General features: G+C 65.0%; 14 protein-coding genes and 1 tRNA gene. 11 read left to right on the top strand and 4 right to left on the bottom strand.

Annotated features, from left to right (window positions below):
* Positions 1-99: 99 nt before the first annotated feature.
* Both PP1Y_RS08430 and PP1Y_RS08435 read left to right on the top strand, forming a co-directional pair.
* Positions 100-1,479, top strand: coding sequence for an L-serine ammonia-lyase (locus PP1Y_RS08430; protein ID WP_013831859.1), 1,380 nt, complete (start codon positions 100-102; stop codon positions 1,477-1,479).
* Between the two features lie 158 nt (positions 1,480-1,637).
* Positions 1,638-3,146 (top strand): sodium:alanine symporter family protein, encoded by a 1,509-nt coding sequence (locus PP1Y_RS08435; RefSeq protein WP_013831860.1) that lies wholly within the window; start codon positions 1,638-1,640, stop codon positions 3,144-3,146.
* A gap of 192 nt (positions 3,147-3,338) precedes the next feature.
* Here PP1Y_RS08435 and wecC read toward each other — a convergent pair whose 3' ends face one another.
* Positions 3,339-4,640, bottom strand: coding sequence for a UDP-N-acetyl-D-mannosamine dehydrogenase (gene wecC / locus PP1Y_RS08440; protein WP_013831861.1), 1,302 nt, complete (start codon positions 4,638-4,640; stop codon positions 3,339-3,341).
* On the bottom strand, positions 4,618-5,757 hold the full coding sequence (gene wecB, locus PP1Y_RS08445) for a non-hydrolyzing UDP-N-acetylglucosamine 2-epimerase (protein WP_013831862.1): 1,140 nt from the start codon (positions 5,755-5,757) through the stop codon (positions 4,618-4,620). The genes wecC and wecB overlap by 23 nt, the downstream gene beginning before the upstream one ends.
* Before the next feature lie 685 nt (positions 5,758-6,442).
* On the opposite strand from wecB, the gene dcd reads away from it, so the two are divergent.
* The 6 genes from dcd to PP1Y_RS08475 all read left to right on the top strand — a co-directional run bounded on the left by dcd (position 6,443) and on the right by PP1Y_RS08475 (position 12,145).
* Positions 6,443-6,997 (top strand): dCTP deaminase, encoded by a 555-nt coding sequence (dcd, locus tag PP1Y_RS08450; protein ID WP_007013018.1) that lies wholly within the window; start codon positions 6,443-6,445, stop codon positions 6,995-6,997.
* Between the two features lie 454 nt (positions 6,998-7,451).
* Entirely contained in the window at positions 7,452-7,940 is a 489-nt protein-coding gene (ectA, locus tag PP1Y_RS08455) for a diaminobutyrate acetyltransferase (protein ID WP_013831864.1), read from the top strand.
* Positions 7,941-7,957: 17 nt separating this feature from the next.
* On the top strand, positions 7,958-9,289 hold the full coding sequence (gene ectB / locus PP1Y_RS08460; RefSeq protein ID WP_041558693.1) for a diaminobutyrate--2-oxoglutarate transaminase: 1,332 nt from the start codon (positions 7,958-7,960) through the stop codon (positions 9,287-9,289).
* Positions 9,290-9,359: 70 nt separating this feature from the next.
* Positions 9,360-9,773 carry an ectoine synthase gene (locus tag PP1Y_RS08465; RefSeq protein ID WP_013831866.1) on the top strand — a complete coding sequence of 138 codons (414 nt, stop codon included), beginning with the start codon at positions 9,360-9,362 and terminating at the stop codon, positions 9,771-9,773.
* 18 nt (positions 9,774-9,791) lie between these two features.
* On the top strand, positions 9,792-10,706 hold the full coding sequence (gene thpD, locus PP1Y_RS08470; RefSeq protein WP_013831867.1) for an ectoine hydroxylase: 915 nt from the start codon (positions 9,792-9,794) through the stop codon (positions 10,704-10,706).
* Positions 10,703-12,145 carry an aspartate kinase gene (locus PP1Y_RS08475; RefSeq protein ID WP_013831868.1) on the top strand — a complete coding sequence of 481 codons (1,443 nt, stop codon included), beginning with the start codon at positions 10,703-10,705 and terminating at the stop codon, positions 12,143-12,145. Before thpD ends, PP1Y_RS08475 begins: the two co-directional genes overlap by 4 nt.
* A gap of 13 nt (positions 12,146-12,158) precedes the next feature.
* Here PP1Y_RS08475 and PP1Y_RS08480 read toward each other — a convergent pair whose 3' ends face one another.
* On the bottom strand, positions 12,159-13,457 hold the full coding sequence (locus tag PP1Y_RS08480; protein ID WP_041558694.1) for a HAMP domain-containing sensor histidine kinase: 1,299 nt from the start codon (positions 13,455-13,457) through the stop codon (positions 12,159-12,161).
* A gap of 206 nt (positions 13,458-13,663) precedes the next feature.
* On the opposite strand from PP1Y_RS08480, the gene PP1Y_RS08485 reads away from it, so the two are divergent.
* Positions 13,664-13,739, top strand: a tRNA-Val gene (locus PP1Y_RS08485).
* A gap of 133 nt (positions 13,740-13,872) precedes the next feature.
* Here the strand turns inward: PP1Y_RS08485 and PP1Y_RS08490 are convergent.
* Entirely contained in the window at positions 13,873-14,457 is a 585-nt protein-coding gene (locus PP1Y_RS08490; protein ID WP_007013026.1) for a TlpA disulfide reductase family protein, read from the bottom strand.
* 19 nt (positions 14,458-14,476) lie between these two features.
* On the opposite strand from PP1Y_RS08490, the gene argH reads away from it, so the two are divergent.
* Both argH and PP1Y_RS08500 read left to right on the top strand, forming a co-directional pair.
* On the top strand, positions 14,477-15,850 hold the full coding sequence (gene argH / locus PP1Y_RS08495; RefSeq protein WP_007013027.1) for an argininosuccinate lyase: 1,374 nt from the start codon (positions 14,477-14,479) through the stop codon (positions 15,848-15,850).
* Between the two features lie 7 nt (positions 15,851-15,857).
* Positions 15,858-16,097, top strand: a complete 240-nt coding sequence (locus PP1Y_RS08500) for a hypothetical protein (protein WP_041558695.1) — start codon at positions 15,858-15,860, stop codon at positions 16,095-16,097.
* Positions 16,098-16,105 lie beyond the last annotated feature (8 nt).

Consider the following 16,105-nt stretch of genomic DNA (forward strand, 5'->3'; position numbering starts at 1 on the left):
GAGGTGCGGGCCTATTCCTGCGTCTTCCCACTTGGTGTCCCCTCGAGGCCGCAAGGCTCCGGGCATGACCTCAGCCCTACGCAGGAGTAGTCCCCAGCAGTGATTTCCGCTCTCGACCTGTTTCGCATCGGCCTTGGTCCTTCGAGCTCCCACACCGTCGGCCCGATGCGCATTGTCACTGCGTTCCTCGTCGAACTGCGTGAACGCGGCAGGCTGGGCGAGGTAGCGCGGGTGCGCATTGGCCTGCAGGGATCGCTGGCGCTGACGGGGGAAGGGCACGGTACGCCGGATGCCTGCATCATCGGCCTGTGCGGCTACCGCCCGGAAACCGTCGATCCCCAGGAAGCCTACGCAGCCGTGGCTGACGTGCGCGCAACGGGCCGCGTCACGCTGCTGGGCGAGCGCGAGATCGGTTTCGATCCGCAATCGGACCTTGTCCTCGACTTCGCCTCCATGCCCGACCTGCATCCCAACGGCATGGTGCTATCCGCTTACGACGATGCCGGCGCACGGATCGACGAAGCGGATTTCTACTCGACCGGCGGCGGGTTCTTTTCCAGCCGGGCGCAGCTTGAGCAGACGGCGCGCAACGACCAGTTGATCTTCGGTCCGCCAGTACGCCTGCCATTCGGTTCCGGCGCGCAATTGCTCGAGATCTGCGCCCGCGAGGACATGGCGATCTGCGAAGTCGTCCTTGCGAACGAAGCGGCCTGGCGCCCCGAGGCGGAGACGATGGCTGGCCTCGATGCGATAGCGCAGGCGATGAATGCCTGCATCGACCGCGGCCTGTCGCGCGAAGGGCATCTTCCCGGCGAACTCAAGGTGCGCCGCCGGGCGCGCGCCATTCACCAGAACCTGATTGCGCGGCCGCAGGACAATCAGGCCGAGACGCTGATGGACTGGCTCAACCTCTATGCCATGGCGGTGAACGAGGAGAACGCGTCGGGCGGCCGGGTCGTCACCGCGCCCACCAATGGCGCGGCGGGCATCATTCCTTCATTGCTGCGCCAGTATTGCAGCGAGGGTAACAGTGCGATTGCCGCCAAGGCTTGCCGCTATCTGCTCACGGCCGCCGGGATCGGCATGCTCTACAAGCAGCGCGCCTCGATCTCGGGTGCGGAGATGGGCTGCCAGGGCGAGGTCGGCGTTGCCTGCTCGATGGCGGCGGCGGGGCTCGCGGCGGTCTGGGGCGGCACGCCCGAACAGGTCACCGCTGCGGCAGAGATCGGCATGGAACACAACCTTGGCCTCACCTGCGATCCGGTCGGCGGACTCGTCCAGATCCCGTGCATCGAGCGCAATGCCATTGCCGCGGTCAAGGCGGTCAACGCCGCCAAGCTCGCGCTACACGCAGGCGAAACGCCGCGCGTCTCGCTCGACCAGGTGATAGAGACGATGCGCCAGACCGGCGTCGACATGTCGAGCAAGTACAAGGAAACCAGCCAGGGCGGCCTCGCGATCAACGTCGTGGCCTGCTGATGGCTGAGCGGTGGACCCTTCACCCGTTGCGGATAGGACCTTTCCCATCGCGCAACTTTAGTTCACGATTCCGCAATTGAGCCCGTCGATCCACAGAACGGGCAGAAAACCTCGCAAGGCAGCAATCAGGGGAAAGCCAGCGAATGACAATCTTGAACATGGCGGCAGTTGCAGCGCAGCAGGATACCAGCCTGATCGACCGTATCACCAATATCTCGGACTTCATCTGGGGCGGCACCTGGGACGGGGCGATCGTCCTGCCTTTCCCGCCGATGGTCATCGTTCTGCTGGGCATCGGCCTGTACATGATGATCGGCCTGCGCTTCTATCCGCTGCGCAAGCTGGGCAATGCCTTTGCCGGCCTGTTTCGCAGCCGCAAGGGCGCCGGGTCGGGTGAAATCAGTCCATTTGCCGCACTTTCGACTGCGCTGTCCGGACAGGTCGGCACCGGCAACATGGCCGGCGTCGCCACCGCGCTTGCGCTGGGCGGTCCGGGCGCGATCTTCTGGATGTGGGTCACGGCGCTGATCGGCATGGCATTGGCCTTTGCCGAAGGTTCGCTGGCGATCCGCTTCCGCGAGAAGTCGCTGGAAGGCTACTGGCGCGGCGGCCCGATGACCTACATCGTGCGCGGCCTTGGCCCCAAGTGGACCTGGCTTGCGGTCATCTTCTGCATCGGCACGCTGATCTCGACCATCATCACCGGCAATGCCATCCAGGCGAACGCGGTGGCTGACGGCATGAACGAACTGTTCGGCATCGACGAATGGCTCGGCGGCCTGATTGCCGCGATCGCGGTCTTCGTGGTCATCATCGGCGGCATCAAGTCCATCGGTGCCGTCGCGGAGAAGATCGTGCCGTTCATGGCCGGGACCTATATCCTCATGGCCCTCATCGCGATCCTGCTCGACATCAAGGACATTCCGGAGACTTTCGGGCGCATCTTCGGCGGCGCTTTCTCGGGGCAGTCGGCGGTCGGCGGATTCGTCGGCGCCGGGATCATGCTTGCCCTGCGCGCCGGCGTTGCGCGCGGCCTGTTCTCCAACGAGGCCGGGCAGGGCACGACCCCGATGGCTCACGCCGTCGCCCAGACCGACGACCCGGAAGTGCAGGGTCGCATGGCGATGATGGGCACTTTCATCGACACCATCGTCATCTGCACCATGACCGCGCTGGTGATCCTTACCGTAGAGGGTAACTTCACCGGTGGCGGACATGCGGTGAAGCACGCATGGCAGTCCGACCTGACCGGCTTCGCGATGACTTCGGGGGCCTTCGCCGCGGCTTTCCCGGTACAGATCGGGGGTCTTGCGATTGGCAGTATCATCGCCTCGCTGGCGCTGATCCTCTTCGTTTTCTCCACCCTGCTGACATTCAGCTACTACGGCGAGCGCGCGATCACCTTCCTCTACGACAAGGTGCCCGGTGCCAGCGCGCGCGGTGAGAAGATCCTGCACTACATCTGGCGCGTGCTGTGGTGCTTTGCGGTGTTCATCGGCGCGAGCCAGCCGTTGCAGCTGGTGTGGCGTCTGGGCGACATCGCCAATGCGACGATGGCCGTGCCCAACCTGATTGCGCTGGCGGCGCTGTCAGGCGTGGTCTTCAGGCTCGCCCGGGGCGAGAAGGACGCGGGCCACGATCATCACGTGGCGATGCGCGAGGAATAAGGCCCCGGCTGCCCCGTTCATCCTTCGACAAGCTTAGGATGGGCGGGGGTAAGTCGATGGCGCAGCGAAAGGCAGCGGGCACACGGAGGCCCGCTCGCCCGGAGCCTGCCGAAGGGCGCCCGCAAAACGCCCGGAGCCTGCCGAAGGGCGCCCGCAAAGCGCCCGGAGCCTGCCGAAGGGCGCTTGCGGCCCTCAGCCGACCAGTCGCAGGGCGGTTTCCGTCTCGCGCACTGCGCGGGGCTGGTCGGGCCAGATGCCGCGGGTATCGTAGACCAGCTTGTCCGCACGCTCGGCCAGCGGCACGACGCGGAAGACATCGTGGTCGACCAGCACGATCAGGATGTCGCAGGCTTCCAGGGCATCGTCGATGTCGATCTGGCGCGCGCCGGTGCCGGTGAACTCGATCGGCAATTCGGCGGCATAGGGCTCGACGATATGGATGCGATCCCCGAACTTGCGGGCGAGGCGGCTGGCGACGAAACGCGCCGGGCTCTCGCGGAAGTCGTCTATGTTGGCCTTGAAAGCGAGGCCGAGGCAGGCGACTTTCGCGCCGGGATGCGCTTCGACCAGCGCCTCGGCCTTGGCGATCACGTGATGCATCTTGCCATCGTTGACGCCGCGCGCGGTGCGGATCAGCGGGGTCTCCTCCGGCGCGCCGTGGACGATGAACCAGGGGTCGACGGCGATGCAGTGGCCGCCCACGCCGGGGCCGGGTGACAGGATGTTCACGCGCGGGTGCCGGTTGGCAAGGCGGATCACTTCCCACACGTCGAGCCCCATGCGGTCGGCGACGATGGAAAGCTCGTTGGCGAAGGCGATGTTGACGTCGCGATAGGCGTTCTCGACCAGCTTCGTCATCTCGGCCGAGCGGGCATCGGTGGTGACGCATTCGCCGCGCACGAAGCGCTTGTAGAAGGCCAGCGCCTTGCGCGCGCAGCGCGGGGTGATGCCGCCGATCGAGCGGTCGTTGTTGGTCAGTTCTTCCAGGATGCGGCCGGGCAGCACGCGCTCGGGGCAGTAGGAAATCGAGATGTCGGGTATCTCGCCGGTGAGGCCGGGAATCTTGAGGTCGGGGCGCAGCCCGGCGATCAGGTCGCGCAGCTGTTCGGTCGTGCCGACCGGCGAAGTCGATTCCAGGATGATGACATCGCCCTGCTTCAGCACCGGGGCGATCGTGCGCCCGGCCGACAGGACATAGGAAATGTCGGGGGCGTGATCCTTGTCGAAGGGCGTGGGCACGGCAATGACGAAGACATCGGCTGGCGCCACTTGCGTCGAGGCGGACAGCAATCCGCGCGAAACGACGCCATGGACGAGCCCATCGAGATCGACTTCCTCGATGTGGATCTCGCCGCGATTGATCGTGTCGACGACCTTTTGAGAGACGTCGAGGCCCAGCACCCGGCATCCGGCGCGGGCGATCACGGCGGCAGTGGGAAGTCCGATATAGCCCAGTCCGACGACGCAGACCTCAGGCTTCTTGTCCGATTTCATTCGCTAGCAGCTCCACGATTCGGCGCGCGGATTGCCCGTCCCCGAAGGGATTGTGGGCGCGCGCCATGGCCTCGTAGGCCACGGTATCGTCGAGCAAGGTTGATATTTCGGTAACGATCGTCTCGGCTGAAGTTCCGACGAGTTTCGCGGTTCCCGCCTCCACGCCTTCGGGGCGTTCGGTGGTCTCTCGCATGACGAGGACCGGCTTGCCCAGCGCCGGGGCTTCCTCCTGCACGCCGCCGCTGTCGGTCAGCATGATCTCCGCGATATTGAGCAGGCGCGCGAAATGCGGATAGTCGAGCGGCTCGATCAGGGCGACGTTGTCCAGTCCGGACAGGCGATCGTTCATCACCCGCCGCACGTTGGGATTGAGGTGGACCGGGAAGATCACTGCCGTATCCGGACGCTCGGCGATGCGGCGGATGGCCGTGGCGATCTGCTCCATGCCCTCGCCGAAATTCTCGCGCCGGTGGCTGGTGACGCCGATGATACGCTTGCCGGCGAATTTCGTTTCGAGGTCTGCCAATCCGGCGGCAAGATGGGGCTGGGACTCGATCAGGGCGCTGACCCAGTGCAGCGCATCGATCACCGTGTTGCCGGTGACATGAACGCGCTGGGGATCGACGTTTTCCTTGACCAGTGCCGCGGCCGAGGTCTCGGTCGGCGCGAAGTGCAGGCTGGCCATCGCACCGATGATCTTGCGATTCACCTCTTCGGGCCAGGGATGGTAGATATTGTAGGAGCGCAGGCCCGCCTCGACATGGTCGACCGGAACCTTGCGGTAATAGGCGGCGAGCGCGCCGGCCATGGCAGTGGCGGTGTCGCCCTGCACGATGACCCGGTCCGGCTTCACCTGGTCCATGACCTTGCCGATGCCGGTCAGCAGGTTGGCGGTCAGCGCGTCGAGCGTCTGGTCGGGCTGCATGACGTCGAGATCGTGGTCGGGCACGATCCGCGCGATGTCCAGCACCTGGTCGAGCATCTGGCGATGCTGCGCCGAGACGCAGACCACGCATTCGAAGCGCGGATCGGCTTTCAGTGCATGGACGACGGGGAAGAGCTTGATCGCCTCGGGGCGGGTGCCGAAGATCACGAGAATGCGGGAAGTCTGGGTCATCGCGCCGGAAATAGCACCCTGTGGTTAACCTTGATCTAAGGCTCGCCTCGCGGCCCGGATCGGACACCATCCTGCGCGGCATTTGCGGCAGGCGCCATGCCGATACGGGAAGGTGACGACATTTTAATGCCTTACTGTGCCATTTCGGCTGAAATGAACGTGCGCAAAGTCCTTGCTTTCGCTATAGTGCTGTCAGTTCGCAGGATGAAAATTGCGGTCATAACAAGATATAGTCATGGCGCGCTAATGTTACTTGGCGATGACTGTCGCTATGTCCGTCTGTGCTGCCGCATAAAGAAACGGCAGCTTAAACAAGCCGCCGTTCAAGTTGTTCAGAGCCTACTGTGTAAACAGGCCCTTCGGGTCGCATCTCTAAGTAGATCATACGGGGCCGATTCGATCCAGTCGCAAAAGGCTGGGCGTAAACTATCTCCGTTTTCCATGGCTTTACGGATGTGATTGGCGCTGTGCCCAAGGCCTTCCCAGCCGAATCGCCGGCTCCAGGCGATTCGGCTGGTGGATGGCATCGCCCGGTTTGGCCCTTGTCGCCCACGCGCGCTGGGTGCCTCTCGCGCCCGTACGACGACTGGCGGGGCGATGTCCGTGGTGGCTCGTGCCTCTCGCCTCGGTGGACAACCGGGCCTGGCCACTTGCCCCGGCGGCGCCCTTGGGGAATCAACCGGGCATGGCAATTCTGAGCGACAAGTGGATCCGCCAGCAGGCGCAGGAAAACGGCATGATCGAGCCTTTCGTCGAGGCGCAGCGCCGCGACGGATGCATTTCCTATGGCCTGTCTTCCTATGGCTACGACGCGCGCGTTGCGCCGGAGTTCAAGATCTTCACCAATGTCGATTCGGCCGTGGTCGATCCCAAGGACTTCGCCGCGAACTCCTTCGTCGATCGTGAAACCGACGTCTGCGTGATCCCGCCCAATTCCTTCGCTCTGGCCCGCACGGTGGAATATTTCCGCGTGCCCAAGGACATCCTCGTGATTTGCCTGGGCAAGTCCACTTATGCCCGCTGCGGCATCATCGTGAACGTCACCCCGCTCGAACCCGGCTGGGAGGGGCACGTCACTCTCGAATTCTCGAACACGACGCCGCTGCCGGCCAAGATCTATGCCAACGAGGGCGCCTGCCAGTTCCTGTTCCTGAAGGGGAACGAGCCGTGCGAGACGAGCTATGCGGACCGCGCCGGCAAGTACATGGGTCAACGCGGTGTGACCCTGCCGCGCCTGTAAGGCGCGCCTTTCCGAATTTCCGTCCGAATTCGGGCCGCTTTTGGTCCGCTCGGCGCGTGCCTGCGTCCGGCCTTTCGCTGATTCGCCGCTCGAAGCGCGTGTGAAGCGCTCTCGGGGATAATTTTTTTCGCAGTGCAGCGAGGGGGCCGGTGGCTGCCTTTCGCCGACCCCCGCAAGCGCCAGTGTTTGCGGGGCTTTGCGGCCTGTTGGCAGATGCTTATTCGGCCTAACTATCTCATTCGAAATGTGAAGGATCTCCCCGAACGCGGCCGTGCTGGCTGTTGCAAAAATCCCATGAAAAACTATGTGAAGCCGTCCAAAGCGTGAGAGCGAGGATAACCAAGCACTGAAATGTGCTTTGGAGGGTGAAGGAATTTTTGAAGAAAGTTTGAGTAAGCCGGGCCACCGGGACGATCCGGAGGGCCCTAAACGAACGAGCGGCGATGACCGCCTGTTGCTGAGAAGTCCGCGGGCCGAAGACGGGCCCGCGATCTCGGCGCTGATCGCAGCATCGCCGCCGCTCGATACCAATTCCGCTTACTGCAATCTCCTGCAGTGCAGCGACTTCGCCGATACCTGCGTCGTCGCCGAGAGGGACGGCCAGATCGTCGGATGGATTTCCGGATACCGGCCCCCTTCGCATCCCGAGCGAATCTTCGTCTGGCAGGTCGCCGTCGACGCTTCGGCGCGTGGCCTGGGTCTGGGCGGGCGCATGCTCGATGAACTGATTGCGCGCCCCGCCGTGAAGGGGGCGACCACGCTCACGACGACCGTGACCGAAACCAACGATGCTTCATGGGGCCTCTTCCAGGCCTTCGCGCGCCGCCATGGCGCCGAGCTGACCAAACAACCGCGCTTCGAGCGCGAGGCGCACTTCGCAGGTGCGCACGACACGGAATGGCAGGCGAGCATTTCGCCGCTGCCGTCCGCCCAATTCAACTGAACAGGGAAACACCTGAGATGATGACGACTCCCAAGCCGAGCGCCAAGACGCCTGATACCGCCATTTATGACCGCCGTGAATCCGGGGTGCGCAGCTACTCCCGTTCCATGCCGCGTCAGTTCAACCGCGCGCAGGGCGTCTGGATGCATGACAGCGAGGGCGGACGCTATCTCGACTTCCTGTCGGGCTGCTCCTCGCTCAACTACGGACACAACCATCCGGTGCTCAAGCAGGCGCTGATGGATTACATCGCCAGCGATGGCGTGACCCACGCGCTGGACCTGCACACCGATGCCAAGACCGATTTCCTGCAGACCTTCGAGGACGTGATCCTGCGCCCGCGCGGCCTGGACTATCGCGCCATGTTCACCGGTCCGACCGGCACCAACGCCGTCGAGGCCGCGATCAAGCTGGCCCGCAAGGTCACCGGCCGCGAAATGGTGATCGCCTTTACCAACGGTTTCCACGGCATGACCCTGGGCGCGCTCGCCTGCACCGGCAATGCCGGCAAGCGCGGCGGCGCCGGCGTTCCGCTCAGCCACGTCAGCCATGAGCCGTTCGACGGCTACTTCGGCGACGAGGTCGATACCGCCGACCTGCTCGAACAGCGCCTTGCCGACCCGTCGAGCGGCCTCGATGCCCCGGCGGCATTCCTCGTCGAGACGGTGCAGGGCGAAGGCGGCCTCAATGCAGCGCGTCCGGAATGGCTGCGCAAGATCGCCGCGCTCGCCAAGAAGCACGGCGCGCTGATGATCGTCGACGACATCCAGGCCGGTTGCGGCCGTACCGGCGGCTTCTTCAGCTTCGAGGACATGGGCTTCACCCCCGATGTGGTCACCCTGGCCAAGTCGCTCTCGGGCATGGGTCTGCCCTTCGCGCTGACCCTGTTCCGCCCCGAACTCGACGTGTGGAACCCGGGCGAGCACAACGGCACTTTCCGCGGCAACAACCACGCCTTCGTCACCGCGACGGCGGCGCTGCGCGAATTCTGGGCCGATCCGTCCTTCGCCGACGACATCGCCCGCCGCGGCGGCATTCTCGAGCAGCGACTGGAACGCATTGCCCGCCGCCACGGTCTTTCGACCCGCGGCCGCGGCATGATGCGCGGCATCAATGTCGGCAGCGGGGAAGTGGCAGACAAGATTACCGGGGCCTGCTTCGATGAGGGCCTGATCATCGAGACCAGCGGCGCCCATGACGAGATCGTCAAGGTGCTCGCCCCGCTCGTCATCGACGACGAGACCTTCAACGCCGGCCTCGACATTCTCGAGGAAGCGATCGCCGAGGCGATCGCCCCCGTCGATGATGCGGACACGCGCTCCGAGCGCAAGCTCAACGTCGCCGCCTGAGGCCTGGAAGGCGGCCCCGCGCGGCCGCCCCTTGCCACGCGGCTTCCCATAAGAAACCAAGGAAAATAATATGATCGTTCGCAAGCTCAAGAACATTCGCAAGAGCGACAAGCACGTCAAATCCGAAGGCTGGACCAGCGACCGCCTGTTGCTCAAGGATGACGGCATGGGCTTCTCGTTCCACGTCACGACCCTGTACGCCGGCGCGGAACTGCACATGCATTACCAGAACCACCTCGAGGCGGTGCTGATCCTCAAGGGCACCGGCACGATCGAGGACCTGGGTACCGGCGAGACCCACGAGCTGAAGCCGGGCGTGATGTATGCGCTCAACAACAACGACAAGCACATCGTCCGTCCCGAGACCGAGATCCTGTGTGCCTGCGTGTTCAACCCGCCCGTCACCGGCCGCGAGGTCCATGACGAGAACGGTGCCTACCCCGCCGATGTCGACGCAGAGCGCGAACCCGCGCTTTCGGACTGAACGCAGACGGGGGTAGCAATGCAGGACCAATATCCGTCGCGATGCGCCGGGCAGCCCGAGCTGCTCGCGCGTCACGAACCTGTCGCGCGGCGTGCCTGGGAACCGGGCGCGCCGCTGACCGCCGAGCAGATCGAGCGGTTCGACCGGGACGGTTATCTCGTACTGGAAAACGTCTTTTCCGAAGCTGAAATTGCCGCACTCCAGGCCGAGACCGGCCGTCTTCTCTCCCATCCCGCCGGGCTGGAGGACGAGACCGTCATTTCCGAGCCGGACAGCCGCGAAGTCCGTTCGATTTTTCGCATCCACGGACAGAGCCGGATGATGGAGCGCCTGGCCGCCGACGAGCGGTTGGCGGGCGTCGCCAGCTACCTGCTCGACGACGAGGTGTACATCCACCAGTCGCGCCTCAACTACAAGCCGGGCTTCAAGGGCAAGGAATTTTTCTGGCACTCGGACTTCGAGACCTGGCACACCGAAGACGGCATGCCGTCGATGCGCTGCCTGTCGATGTCGGTGCTGCTGGCGGAAAACGATGCCAACAACGGCCCGCTCATGTTGATTCCGGGTTCGCAGCGGGTCTTCGTCAGCTGCGTCGGGGAGACGCCGGACGATCACTACAAGCACTCGCTGCGCAAGCAGGAGTTCGGCGTGCCCGATGAGTACAGCCTGGCCGAACTGGCCCACAGGCACGGCATCGATGCGCCTACCGGCAAGCCCGGCACGGTGATCCTGTTCGACTGCAACACCATGCATGGCTCGAACGGCAACATCACGCCGTTTCCCCGTTCCAATGCATTCTTCGTATTCAACGCGGTGAGCAATCGCCTCGTTGCTCCTTTCGGCGCGGAGAAGCCCCGCCCCGATTTCATTGCTGCCCGCAAGGTCGAGCCGATCCGGCCGGTCTCGGGCGAACTCATGGGAGTTGCCGCATGACTGCAGCCCATAGCGTCGAGAAAATCGGCGGTACCTCGATGGCCGCCACCTCTACCGTCTTCGACAATGTCCTCATCGCGGGACGCGAAGGCGCCGAGCTGTACAATCGCATCTTCGTCGTTTCGGCCTATGCCGGAATGACCGACCTCTTGCTCGAGCACAAGAAGTCGGGCGAGGCGGGCGTCTATGCCCACTTCTCGGCCAACGATGTCGAAGGTGGCTGGCAGGATGCGCTCGCCCGCGTGCGCGACGCCATGCATGAGCGCAATGCGCAGATGTTCGTCAGGCCGGAGAGCCTGCGCGAGGCGAACCGCTTCGTCGACGACCGTGTTGCCGCGCTCGATGCCTGCCTCGACGATCTCGACCGCCTGCGCTCGCATGGCCGGTTCTGTCTCAAGGAGCAAATGGTCACCGTGCGCGAAATGCTTGCCGGCCTCGGCGAAGCGCATTCCGCGCACTCGACTGCGCTGCTGCTGCGCGACCGGGGCGTGAACGCGGTCTTCGTCGACCTCACCACCTGGAACCATGACGAGCTTGCCAGCCTCGACGACCAGATCCTCAAGGCGCTCGAGCCGATCGACCTGGCGACGCAGATGCCGATCGTCACCGGCTATGCCGGCTGCGAAGGCGGCATGGTGCGCCGCTATGCCCGCGGCTATTCGGAAATGACCTTCTCGCGCATCGCGGTGCTGACCGAGGCGCGGGAGGCGATCATCCACAAGGAGTTCCACCTTTCCAGCGCCGACCCCAAGCTCGTCGGCACCGGCAAGGCCCGCAAGATCGGCCGCACCAACTACGATGTGGCCGACCAGCTCGCGAACCTGGGCATGGAAGCGATCCACCCGCGCGCGGGCCGCGGCCTGCGCCAGTCGGAAATCCCGCTGCGCGTGCGCAACACCTTCGACCGCGAGGACGAAGGCACGCTCATCCGCGGCAACTATGTGTCCGACAAGCCGCGTGTAGAGATCGTCACCGGGCTCCAGACCGTCCACGCCCTGCAGTTCTTCGAGCAGGACATGGTCGGCGAGAAGGGCTACGACGCCGCGATCCTCGAAACCCTCACCAAGCACGGGGCGTGGATCGTCAGCAAGAGCTCGAACGCCAACACGATCACCCATTACCTGAGCGGTATCGCCGCAGCGAAGATGGAGCGTATCGTTACCGACCTCGAGCGTGCCTATCCGGGTGCGGTAATCACTTCGCAGCCGGTGGCGATGGTTTCGGCGATCGGCAGCGACCTGTCCGAACCGGGCCTCGTCCCCCACGCGCTTGCGGCCTTGATGGACGCCGAAGTGGACGTGCTCGCGATGCAGCACCAGATCCGCAACGTCGACCTACAGTTCATCATCCACTCACACGATTTCGACGCGGCGATCCGCGCTCTCCACGGGGCGCTCGTCGAGGACGCCGGACGACTGGGCCAGCGCGCCGCAGCCTGACGGGCTCTGCCTGTCAGGGCGGCGGGCTGGGCACTTCCAGTCGGGCGATCAATCCGCCGCCCGGCGCAGCGGCGAACGAGAGCCCGCCGTGGAAGCGCATCATCAGCCGGTGCGCCGTGGGAATACCCAGACCGAAGCCCCTCGTGTCGCGCTGACGGGCTTCGTCGAGACGGAAGAAAGGGTCGAGGATCGCCTCGAAATAGTCGGGCGGGATCCCCGGCCCTTCGTCTTCGATAATCACCGCGTGACGCCCGTTCTCTTCCACCAGTGAAACTCGGGCCCGCTTGCCGAAGTGCACAGCGTTCTCGACGAGGGCGCATACGGCGAGCGCCAGCGGCTCACGGTAGGTGCGCGCGGTGGAACGACCGTGCATTTCCAGGCTCGCGCGGTTGCCGAACCCGGCGAGGAGGTCGGCGAGATACGACGCAAGGTCGATGCTCTCTGGCTCAGCGGAGAGGTGCTGCGCGCGCAGGAAGCGCTGCAGCGAGGCCAGCAGGTCTTCCATTTCATCGACGCTCTCGCGCATCAGCGCGGCGATTTCCGGATCGTCGATCAGGTCGCTGGCGACTTTCTGGCGTGATAGCGGTGTGCGCAAATCGTGGCTGATCGCCTCGAAGGAAAGCGCCTGGTCGCGCAGCAGGCGTTCGATGCGCGCCTGCATGACGTTCATGGCATGGCCCAGATTGCGCAAGTCCTTGGGGCCGCCTTCGCGGATCGGCACCTGCCGTCCCTGACCGATCGCTTCGGCGGCATCGGCCAGCCGTCGCAGCGGGCGCGTCAGCAGATGCAGCGCGCCCAGGCCCAGCGCCAGGCAGGCAAGCGTCGTCGCCAGTGTCAGCGCGGTAGCGCGCAGGGCGACCGGCCACATCGAACTGATGTCGCGCGAGCGGAAGTTGAGCCAGCCCTTCTCGCCCAGCCGGATCGAGCCGATCAGGTCCCGTCCGCCGCCGGACGCGCGCGTCGTTGCAAGGTTCAGCGAACGATTGGCGAGTGAGGGCTCCCATTCCACGATGCGCGCGGCAATCGCCATGAGCGCGGCATCGCCCGTCGGCGCGGCGACCAGCGGAGCCGTTGCCACCCGGGCGGAGAGGTGCCGCGTCGTCATGCTCTCGGCAAGGCGCGAGGGATCGAGCGCATTCACCCTGTCGCTCACCACCAGCAGCTCGGCCACGCGCCGTGCATGATCGTCGCGAAGCGTCTGGCGATCGATCGCGCTGTAGAACAGCAGGCTCGCGCCCAGCTGCACCAGTGCAAGGACGAGGAACACGACCGCCACGTAGGCTGCAAGACGGGTAGGGACTGGGCGGGCCACTGATCTCGATCCTCTCTCGGCCGGGCCGCCTTTTGCGCGGCTACCGATGCTTGTCATGTGCTGGCTTCCACCCCGCGCCATGCAGGTCAATCGCCAAGCGCGGCCAGCAACGATTTGAAACCCGGCGAACGTCCGACGCGCCGGAAACGAAACCTCCGGTTGACGAGCGGTCATTTTCGCGTAAAGGCCCGGGGCTCCGGCAGGCCGGGCGGTTAGCTCAGTTGGTAGAGCATCTCGTTTACACCGAGAGGGTCGGGGGTTCGAGCCCCTCACCGCCCACCATTTTCCTCAAGTCTCAGTTCATCGCGCGGTGCCGTTGGCACGCTGTCCATGCTGCTCGTCTTGGTGGGGCAGGAGGAGGTGGTCAGCCCGGAAGGCTGATGGCGCAGGGCCTTCTCCTCCCTCCGCCGAGAGCCTACTTGGCCTCGGCGATCAGCTTGAGCGCCTCCGGGCTCGTCCAGTCGTTGCCGCCGGTGTAGCGCCAGACTTCCTTGCCCTTGCTGTCGAACAGCACCGTCACCGGCAAGTTGCCGCCATACTGGAAGCCGAGGTCGCCGTTGTCGTCGACCCATGGCTGGATATGGTCCAGCTTGCGGCGGCGCAGGATTTCCACGGCCTTGTCCGATTGGCCCATGTCCTGCGAGATCGGCAGGACGGCGACGCCGGTCTCGTCCTCGCGGGCGATCAGGGCGTTCAGCGTCGGCATTTCCTCGATGCAGGGCGCACACCAGGTGGCCCACAGGTTGATCAGCAGCGGCTTGCCCCTGAACGAGGCAAGGTCGAGCGTTTCGCCGGTATTGTCGACCAGCGTGATTACCGGCATCGGATCGCCCTTGTGCGAGCGATCCAGCTTTTTCGAGGCGGCCTGGGCCGGCGCGGCAGATTCGGCAGGCGCCTGCGAAGCCTGCGGTTGCGACTCCCCTTCGCTTTGCCTATCGCAGCCCGCGGCCAGCAGGGCGCCAGTAAGGACGAGACACTTGAGCGATCGGGAAGACAGCAAGATGGGAGGCTCCAACCAGATGTGGGGCGGACGGTTCGAAGGTGGACCGTCGGCAATCATGCGCGAGATAAATGCCTCGATCCCCTTCGACAAGGCATTGTGGCGTCAGGATATCGCCGCCAGCAAGGCGCACGTCGCCATGCTGGGTGCCTGCGGCATCGTCGCGGGCGAGGACGCGGTGCTGATTTCCGAGGGGCTGGACAAGGTCGCGGCCGAGTACGAGGCGAACGGCGTGCCCGAGGACTGGGACCTCGAGGACATCCACATGACGACCGAATCGCGCCTCACCGAGTTGATCGGCCCGGCGGCGGGTCGCCTGCACACGGCGCGTTCGCGCAACGACCAGGTGGCGACCGATTTCCGCCTGTGGGTGCGCGACTCCATCGACCAGATCGACGCCGGTCTGGAGGCGCTGCAGGTCGCGCTCGTCACCCGCGCCGGTGAGCATGCCGATTCGATCATGCCCGGCTTCACCCACCTGCAGACCGCGCAGCCGGTTACCCTGGGCCATCACCTGATGGCCTACTACGAGATGATCTCGCGCGATCGTTCGCGCTTCGCCGATGCCCGCAAGCGGATGAACCGCAGCCCGCTCGGCTCGGCGGCGCTGGCCGGGACCGGCTTTCCGATCGACCGCAAGATGACCGCTCAGGCGCTGGGCTTCGATGCGCCGACCGACAACAGTCTCGATTCGGTGTCCGACCGCGACTTTGCGCTCGACTACCTGATGGCGGCCTCGCAGTGCTCGCTGCACCTCTCGCGTCTGGCGGAGGAATTCATCATCTGGGCGAGCCAGCCCTTCGGCTTCGTGGCTCTGCCCGATGCCTTGTCGACCGGCAGCTCGATCATGCCGCAGAAGAAGAACCCGGACGCCGCCGAACTGGTGCGCGGCCATGCCGGTCGCATCACCGGCTGCCTGACTGCGCTGATGATGACGATGAAGGGCCTGCCGCTCGCCTATTCGAAGGACATGCAGGACGACAAGCCACCGGTCTTCGAGGCCGCCAGCCTGCTGGCGCTGTCGGTCGCGGCGATGACCGGGATGGTCGCCGACACCAGATTCCGCACCGACCGCATGCGCGGCGCGGCCGAGCTGGGCTTTGCCACGGCCACCGACCTTGCCGACTGGCTGGTGCGCGAGGGCAACATTCCCTTCCGCGAGGCGCATCACATAACCGGCGCTGCGGTCAAGCTCGCCGAAACGCGCGGGTTGGCGCTGGACCAGTTGCCGCTCTCCGACCTGAAAGAGATCGACAGCCGCATCGACGAGCGCGTATTCAAGGCGCTCTCGGTCGAGGCTTCGGTCGCCGCGCGCAATTCGCACGGCGGCACCGCACCCGATCAGGTTCGCCTGCGCGTGGCCGAGGCCCGGTCCGCGCTCGGTCTGGAGTAAGTCTACCTTGCGCAAGCTCATCCCGCTCGTTCTCGTTCTTGCGCTGGTTGCCTGCGGCCAGCGCAAGGGGCTGTCGCTGCGGGAAGGGCAGCAATTGCCGCCCGCGCCCTATGGCCGTGCGGAAAGGCCGACATCGGACGAACTGCTCAATCCGCCGACCCTGGCGATCCCCGAGCGCAGCGTCGAACTGCGCACCCGATCCGAGGAACGCGAGGACGATCCCTACGATCTCCCGCCGCCCGAATAAGCCCCTGA

The organism is Novosphingobium sp. PP1Y (assembly GCF_000253255.1).
GTDB lineage: Bacteria > Pseudomonadota > Alphaproteobacteria > Sphingomonadales > Sphingomonadaceae > Novosphingobium.